Consider the following 6,002-nt stretch of genomic DNA (forward strand, 5'->3'; position numbering starts at 1 on the left):
AGCCCGTAGGGCGGGTCAGGCGCGTGCGCCAAGCGCTGCGATTGCCGCGGCGGTGGGCGCGCCGTCACCCGCCGGATGGCGGCCCGTAGGTTAGGTCAGGCCAGAGATGGCTGCCACCCGATGGAGGTGGCTGGCATACGGCGGATGGCGCAAGCTTATCCGCCCTACGCGGGCTGAACGATAAATGTCAACAACCCTTCGGTAGACTGCGCCCAACTACTTGTAAGACTCCCTACGTCCGGATCAAGCCACCGTCCATCACTTACCATGTCAAAGTCAACTGCCCCTAGCGACGATCAGACCACTGCCGCTGAGCCGCCGCTGCCGACCAACGGCAGGCCCGCCGCCAGAGTAGGCGATGTCACGGCTCGGGGGGACGTCATCACCACCGGCGATCCGATGTTCCTGATCGACGGCAGACCCGCCGCCAGAGTAGGCGATGTTACGGCCCGAGGAGACGTCATCGCCACCGGTAATCCGACGTTCCTGATCGGCGGCAAACCCGCCGCCGGGGTGGGCGATGTCACGGCTCGGGGAGACGTCATCGTCACCGGAAGTCCAACCCTTTTCATCGGCTCGGCCAGATCCAGCTCACAGGTAACAGGGATTCCCGTTGCTATTCCGGCAAATGCGAATAGCATCGTGTGCCGGAACGAACGGCTCGTTGTGCAAAACAACAATTCCGGACCGGACAGCGCTTGTACGCAAGCTCACGAAGAGCAGCACATAAGAGATTGGAAAGAACGCTACGGTGAAAACCTCTGTCAGGGAATCAGCGATGGTCACCTGCCGGTTGGAGGCGATGGTTATGACGAGTTTCTTCGTCAGTCAGAGTGTAGGGCCTACAGAGTTGGCAAAGCGTGCCGGGAAAACTTGCTGGGAACTGCTCCCGACGAGGACAAGCCTGCTATCCAGCGCGGCATCGACCGTGATGATGTGCAGTTGAGAAGTAACTCATGCGACTGAGATCACGCAAATATTGGAGCGTGTATGCGTTCTCCCTGTTGACTACCTGCTGGTTGTCGGCGACGAGCTGCTCCCAACAATTCAGAGGTGAGAAAATGCTCACTCAAGACCAAGCAATCGAGATGGCAAAAAAGGAGTTCACCAAACATGGATACCTCGTTTCCGATTATGAGGTTGCTATCGAGACGAACCCTGCCGACGAGAAGCAATGGATCGTCTGGTTCGACAAGAAAGGGCCATTTCAAATCCCTGGTGGCAAACACGCCATTCTCGTCGATAAAATCACCGGGCAACCAGTTTTCATGCCCGGTGAGTGAAGGCCCCGTCACGAGAGGCCACGCATAAATAATCCTCATGCCACTCCCGCCTTATAACCGTTCAACCCCCTCGCGAAGATGCACGAAAACAACGTCGGATAAGGGTTATCCATCATGACCAATTCCGTCCGGCAAATGCTCCAGCAGGCAATGCAGCTTTCCGTTCTGGATCGCGCCGCCCTTGTCGAGGGACTTATCGCCAGCCTCGACAAACCCGATAACATGCTCGATATCTTATGGCTGAAAGAGGCCGAGGATCGCATGCATGCCTATCGCGCCGGAAAGCTTGCAGCCGTTGACGCGGATGAAGTATTTGCCGAGCTTGGACGCAATCCTTGAAGGTTCGATTTCTATTACCGGCTCGGCGCGAGCGTAGGGAAGCGGTTCGTTACTATAATGTGTTAGTTTTTAGATAGCCTCTCAGGCGCGAGGGAAGACGAAAGGCATTTTATGGCGAAACATGACAAGGTACGAGACTATTATTTATTGGAGTGATGAAGATGGGTCGTTCATCGCAGATGTTCCCCAACTGCCCGGCTGTATGGCGCACGGCGCATCACCGGATGAGGCATTAGCCAACGCACAGGATGCTATGCAACTTTGGATTGATACGGCTCGTGAATTTGATGATCCTATACCGGAACCATTAGGGCGTCGCCTTGTCTATGCGTAATTCGCCTGACGGGCAGCTCCAGGCGACGCCGGAAGCCTCGGTGGCGCTTCGCGGTAGGTTCAGTGGCGGCGCGTCTGAGCCTTAACGATAGGCAGCGCGTCCATGCGTCGCTTGTCAAGACGCCGAACGCAGACAAACATCCTTAGAAAATCCTGCCGGTTGTTTCCGGATATTGTGCACCGCCGGATTAACCCGTAACCTCATATCCATCATCCAACCCGACTTGCTCGAACCGTAAGTCTTTACCCCAAAAGAGGAAACCCCAAATGTCCGAAATCGTCGACATCAAGGCCCGTGAGATCATGGATTCCCGCGGCAACCCCACCGTCGAGGCCGATGTGATTACCGCCACCGGCGCCGTCGGTCGCGCGGCGGTCCCCTCCGGCGCCTCCACCGGGTCCCGCGAGGCCCTGGAGCTGCGCGACGGGGACAAATCCCGCTACCTCGGCAAGGGCGTGCTGACGGCCGTCAAAAACATCCAAGGCGAGATCCGCGACACCCTGGTTGGCACCGAGATCAGCGCCCAGAAAGACATCGACGACAAGATGATCAAGCTCGACGGCACCGACAACAAAGGCCGGCTCGGCGCCAACGCCACCCTCGGCGTTTCCATGGCCGCCGCCCATGCCGCAGCCCAGGAACGGGCGGTGCCGCTGTACAAATACCTCGGCGACGGCGACTTCCTGCTGCCGGTGCCCATGATGAATATCCTCAACGGCGGTGAACACGCCGACAACAGCGTAGACTTCCAGGAATTCATGATCATGCCCGTGGGCGCCCCCAGCCTGCGCGAGGCGGTGCGTTACGGCGCCGAGGTCTTCCATGCCCTCAAAGCGGTGCTCCACGGCAAGGGGCTGGCCACCGGCGTCGGTGACGAGGGCGGCTTCGCACCGGATATGCCCTCCAACGTAGCGGCCGTCGAGGTCGTCCTGGAGGCCATCGACAAGGCGGGCTTCAAGGCCGGCAAGGACATGTATCTGGGCCTGGACGTGGCGAGCTCCGAATTCTACAAGGACGGCACCTATACCCTGGCGGGCGAGGGCCGCACGCTCGACTCCAAGGGCATGTGCGAGCTGCTGTCCGATTGGGTGAAAAAGTACCCCATCCTCTCCATCGAGGACGGCATGGCCGAAGGGGATTGGGACGGCTGGAAGCTGCTCACGGACGCCATCGGCGACAAGGCCCAGCTCGTGGGCGACGACCTGTTCGTGACCAACACCAAGATCCTGCGTGAAGGCATCGACAAGAAAACCGCCAACTCCATCCTCATCAAGGTGAACCAGATCGGCACCCTGACCGAGACCCTGGAGGCCATCCGCATGGCCCACGAGGCAAAATACACCGCCGTAGTCTCCCATCGCTCCGGCGAGACCGAAGACACCACCATCGCGGACCTGGCGGTGGCATCCAAGGCCGGACAGATCAAGACCGGCTCCCTGTCCCGCTCCGATCGCGTCGCCAAGTACAACCAGCTGATGCGTATCGAAGACCAATTGGGAAGTGAGGCCCGCTACGCGGGCAAGGGTGCCTTCCGCTGGCTGTGATGCCCTACCCGTCCTGACACCATGCGCTGGTTCATAGGTTTATTGCTGCTGTTGCTGCTGGCGTTGCAGTATCGCCTGTGGACCGGCGACGGCAGCCTGGCGGAGGTCCAGGCCCTGCGGGATGAGATTAACGCGCAGAAGGTCGAGCTCCAACAGCTGCGGGCCCGCAACCAGGTCCTCGAAGCGGAGGTCCTCGACCTCCACGAGGGTCTGGACGCTCTGGAAGAGCGGGCCCGCAGCGAGCTCGGGATGATCAAGCGGGGAGAACTCTTTCTGCAGGTCATTGAGGAGCCGGCTAAGGACGCTTCCCAGAAGTCGGCTTCCTCCGCCGCAGGGGAGGGGCCTTGAAAAAGGCACTATATTGGGCTTGAGACTATCAAAGCACAGAGGTAGCCGGTGATGAAGACTGAAGAACAAGCACCGTCTGAAGAAGCATCCGTGAAGAGTGAGTTGCCGACTCAAGATTCGCGAGAAGCACCTGTTGAGCTTGATAAGGACAGAGGTACATTATCTGCCCTACAGAATAGAGGTTGGGGTGGGATTGTGGAGGCAAACCGATGCAGAAGAATTGGCTAACACCAGCAAAAATAATCCTTTTCCTCGATGGTTGGTTTCAGGCCAATGCCATTAAGTTAATAGAGTTTCACCTTGAAGGTATCAGAGAAGAAGGTATGCCTCTGCCTCAGCCACATTCTTACAGCGAATTCGTGGAAGTTCATGCCTAACAAAGGGACATCGCTCCTCAAGGCTCAGTCAGATCCCACAACTAACGCCGGTAGTGGCTAAGGTTTAAATGGAAACATCGCCAATAGCAGTGTGTTGGGCACGCCACACGCTGCATTCCCTCTCCCTCCGGGAGAGGGCTGGGGAGAGGGGATCAAATAAAGAAATGGGGCATAATGAACTGCTCTACGCTAACCATTTAAAAATTTACCACTACCAAAAATTCAAGATACCCGAAAATCAACGCAAATCGGTAGTCGAGATTGGTTCGCCATCATCGATTCTTCCTGGTCCATTAAAGCTTATTTGCGTTTATTTGCAGCTAAATTTTCCGTGGAGATCCTGCCCGCTCAATGTCATCTGTACTATATGTGGGAGATCTTCGAGCACGGATTCCCGCAACGATGACATCCCCCCAACTCCTAGCCCGGCTCAGCGGCCTACAGCAGATGATGCGCGACCTCTTGCGCGGGGTCCCCGCAGCCCATGCCAACCAGCGTTTCGATCCAGCGCTTAGCTCGCTCGGCTGGTATCTCGGGCGTTCGGTGTATCGAGAGTCCTACTGGCTGCGAGAGGTCCTGGCCGGCGACACCGATCTTACCGATCGGGTGCGTCCCCTGTTCACCCCCGGTGCCATGGACCCGGCGCTGCAATCGGCCCGTCTTCCTCCGCCGGCTCATTTGCTCAATTGGGCCGCCCAGATTCAGGACGAGCATTTGCGAAGGTTGGCCACGCCGGGGGCGTTGCCGGCGAGCGACTTGCTTCGGAATGACCGGCTGCAATGGTTATTGCTCCAGGAAGGGGCCCGCGATTACGAGCGTATGCTTATGGTACTGCACGCGGCCAGGATGCAGCAGCGGGACGACGGCTATCGTGTGGAAAGGGCCTTGACGGCGAGGATCCCCGCAGCGGATCTCGTCGTCGTCGAGCAGGGCCATTACCGGATCGGATCTCGGGACGAGCCCTCTGCCTATGACAATGAGCTGCCACCCCAGGCGGTCGAGCTTTCAGGCTTTCGCATCGCCAAACGGCCGGTGAGCAATGCGGAGTTTCTGGCCTTCATAGCGGCGGGGGGGTATCGCGAAGACCGCTTCTGGAGCGAAGAGGGTCGGCGTTGGCGAGACGGTTCGGGTGCCGCCGCTCCGTTACACTGGCGCCGAGACCGAACGCAGTGCTGGTACGGCATTGGGCTCCAAGGGCCCGTGGATCTGCAACCCGACGCGCCGGTTGCCGGGCTGTCCCGACACGAGGCGCAGGCATTCGCCGCCTGGGTCGCCGGGCTGGACGGGGACCTGAACGGGGCAGTACTGCAACACGAGTACCAGTGGGAGGTGGCGGCGCGCGCGGGCCTGATCGAGGGGATAGGGCAAGTGTGGGAGTGGTGCGCAAATCCCTTTCACCCCTATCCCGAGTTCCGCCCCTTCCCGGACAGCTCGATCTCCCAGGCCGACTTCGACGGCGCTCGGTTCAGTCTCCGCGGGGCCAGTCTGCATACCCAAGGCTGCCTGCGTCGGGCCAGCTTCCGCAACCGGGCCGCACCCGGCGACCGGCAGGGTTTCACCGGCATCCGGTTGGTCTTTCCTCCCAAATAGGCAGGTGCGGGATCGACTAACCACCGAGCCCTACCTGTGGCAGGCAGGCCTCTGTGGTTCATCAGTCGCCGGCTACCGGTCACCGGCTTCCGGCGGCGAGTAGCCGGCGACTAGGGGGTGTTCTCAAACGAACCGCACCGAAGAACCACGGATGGACACAGATAAACACGGATCACAATCGGTGTTT

At 59.2% G+C, this 6,002-nt stretch carries 8 protein-coding genes; all 8 read left to right on the top strand.

The annotated features are described in order from the left end of the window. Positions 1–267: 267 nt before the first annotated feature. The 8 genes from BQ17_RS17060 (at position 268) to BQ17_RS17090 (ending at position 5,815) form a co-directional block, all read left to right on the top strand. Positions 268–966 (top strand): PAAR domain-containing protein, encoded by a 699-nt coding sequence (locus tag BQ17_RS17060; protein ID WP_089729126.1) that lies wholly within the window; start codon positions 268–270, stop codon positions 964–966. Positions 967–1,061: 95 nt separating this feature from the next. Then, a complete protein-coding gene (locus BQ17_RS17065) occupies positions 1,062–1,283 on the top strand; it encodes a hypothetical protein (protein ID WP_089729128.1) in 222 nt (73 codons plus the stop codon). Positions 1,284–1,397: 114 nt separating this feature from the next. Beyond that, positions 1,398–1,622, top strand: coding sequence for an addiction module protein (locus BQ17_RS17070; RefSeq protein ID WP_089729130.1), 225 nt, complete (start codon positions 1,398–1,400; stop codon positions 1,620–1,622). Between the two features lie 121 nt (positions 1,623–1,743). Next, positions 1,744–1,956 carry a type II toxin-antitoxin system HicB family antitoxin gene (locus tag BQ17_RS17075; RefSeq protein WP_089729131.1) on the top strand — a complete coding sequence of 71 codons (213 nt, stop codon included), beginning with the start codon at positions 1,744–1,746 and terminating at the stop codon, positions 1,954–1,956. Between the two features lie 266 nt (positions 1,957–2,222). Next, positions 2,223–3,500: a phosphopyruvate hydratase gene (gene eno, locus BQ17_RS17080; RefSeq protein ID WP_089729133.1), complete on the top strand. Its 1,278-nt coding sequence runs from the start codon at positions 2,223–2,225 to the stop codon at positions 3,498–3,500. 21 nt (positions 3,501–3,521) lie between these two features. Next, a complete protein-coding gene (ftsB, locus tag BQ17_RS17085) occupies positions 3,522–3,848 on the top strand; it encodes a cell division protein FtsB (protein WP_089729135.1) in 327 nt (108 codons plus the stop codon). Positions 3,849–4,057: 209 nt separating this feature from the next. Continuing rightward, positions 4,058–4,225 carry a type II toxin-antitoxin system HicB family antitoxin gene (locus BQ17_RS22115; RefSeq protein ID WP_176722493.1) on the top strand — a complete coding sequence of 56 codons (168 nt, stop codon included), beginning with the start codon at positions 4,058–4,060 and terminating at the stop codon, positions 4,223–4,225. Between the two features lie 402 nt (positions 4,226–4,627). Next, positions 4,628–5,815, top strand: a complete 1,188-nt coding sequence (locus BQ17_RS17090) for an SUMF1/EgtB/PvdO family nonheme iron enzyme (RefSeq protein WP_176722494.1) — start codon at positions 4,628–4,630, stop codon at positions 5,813–5,815. Positions 5,816–6,002: the final 187 nt, after the last annotated feature.

The sequence above is a fragment of the Candidatus Thiosymbion oneisti genome (assembly GCF_900092655.1).
GTDB lineage: Bacteria > Pseudomonadota > Gammaproteobacteria > Chromatiales > Chromatiaceae > Thiosymbion > Thiosymbion oneisti.

Excerpts from the sequence above, each read along its gene's own strand:
- BQ17_RS17060 (WP_089729126.1), top strand. The coding sequence starts at position 268 with ATGTCAAAGTCAACTGCCCCTAGCGACGATCAGACCACTGCCGCTGAG.
- BQ17_RS17065 (WP_089729128.1), top strand. The coding sequence starts at position 1,062 with ATGCTCACTCAAGACCAAGCAATCGAGATGGCAAAAAAGGAGTTCACC.
- BQ17_RS17070 (WP_089729130.1), top strand. The coding sequence starts at position 1,398 with ATGACCAATTCCGTCCGGCAAATGCTCCAGCAGGCAATGCAGCTTTCC.
- BQ17_RS17075 (WP_089729131.1), top strand. The coding sequence starts at position 1,744 with ATGACAAGGTACGAGACTATTATTTATTGGAGTGATGAAGATGGGTCG.
- eno (WP_089729133.1), top strand. The coding sequence starts at position 2,223 with ATGTCCGAAATCGTCGACATCAAGGCCCGTGAGATCATGGATTCCCGC.
- ftsB (WP_089729135.1), top strand. The coding sequence starts at position 3,522 with ATGCGCTGGTTCATAGGTTTATTGCTGCTGTTGCTGCTGGCGTTGCAG.
- BQ17_RS22115 (WP_176722493.1), top strand. The coding sequence starts at position 4,058 with ATGCAGAAGAATTGGCTAACACCAGCAAAAATAATCCTTTTCCTCGAT.
- BQ17_RS17090 (WP_176722494.1), top strand. The coding sequence starts at position 4,628 with ATGACATCCCCCCAACTCCTAGCCCGGCTCAGCGGCCTACAGCAGATG.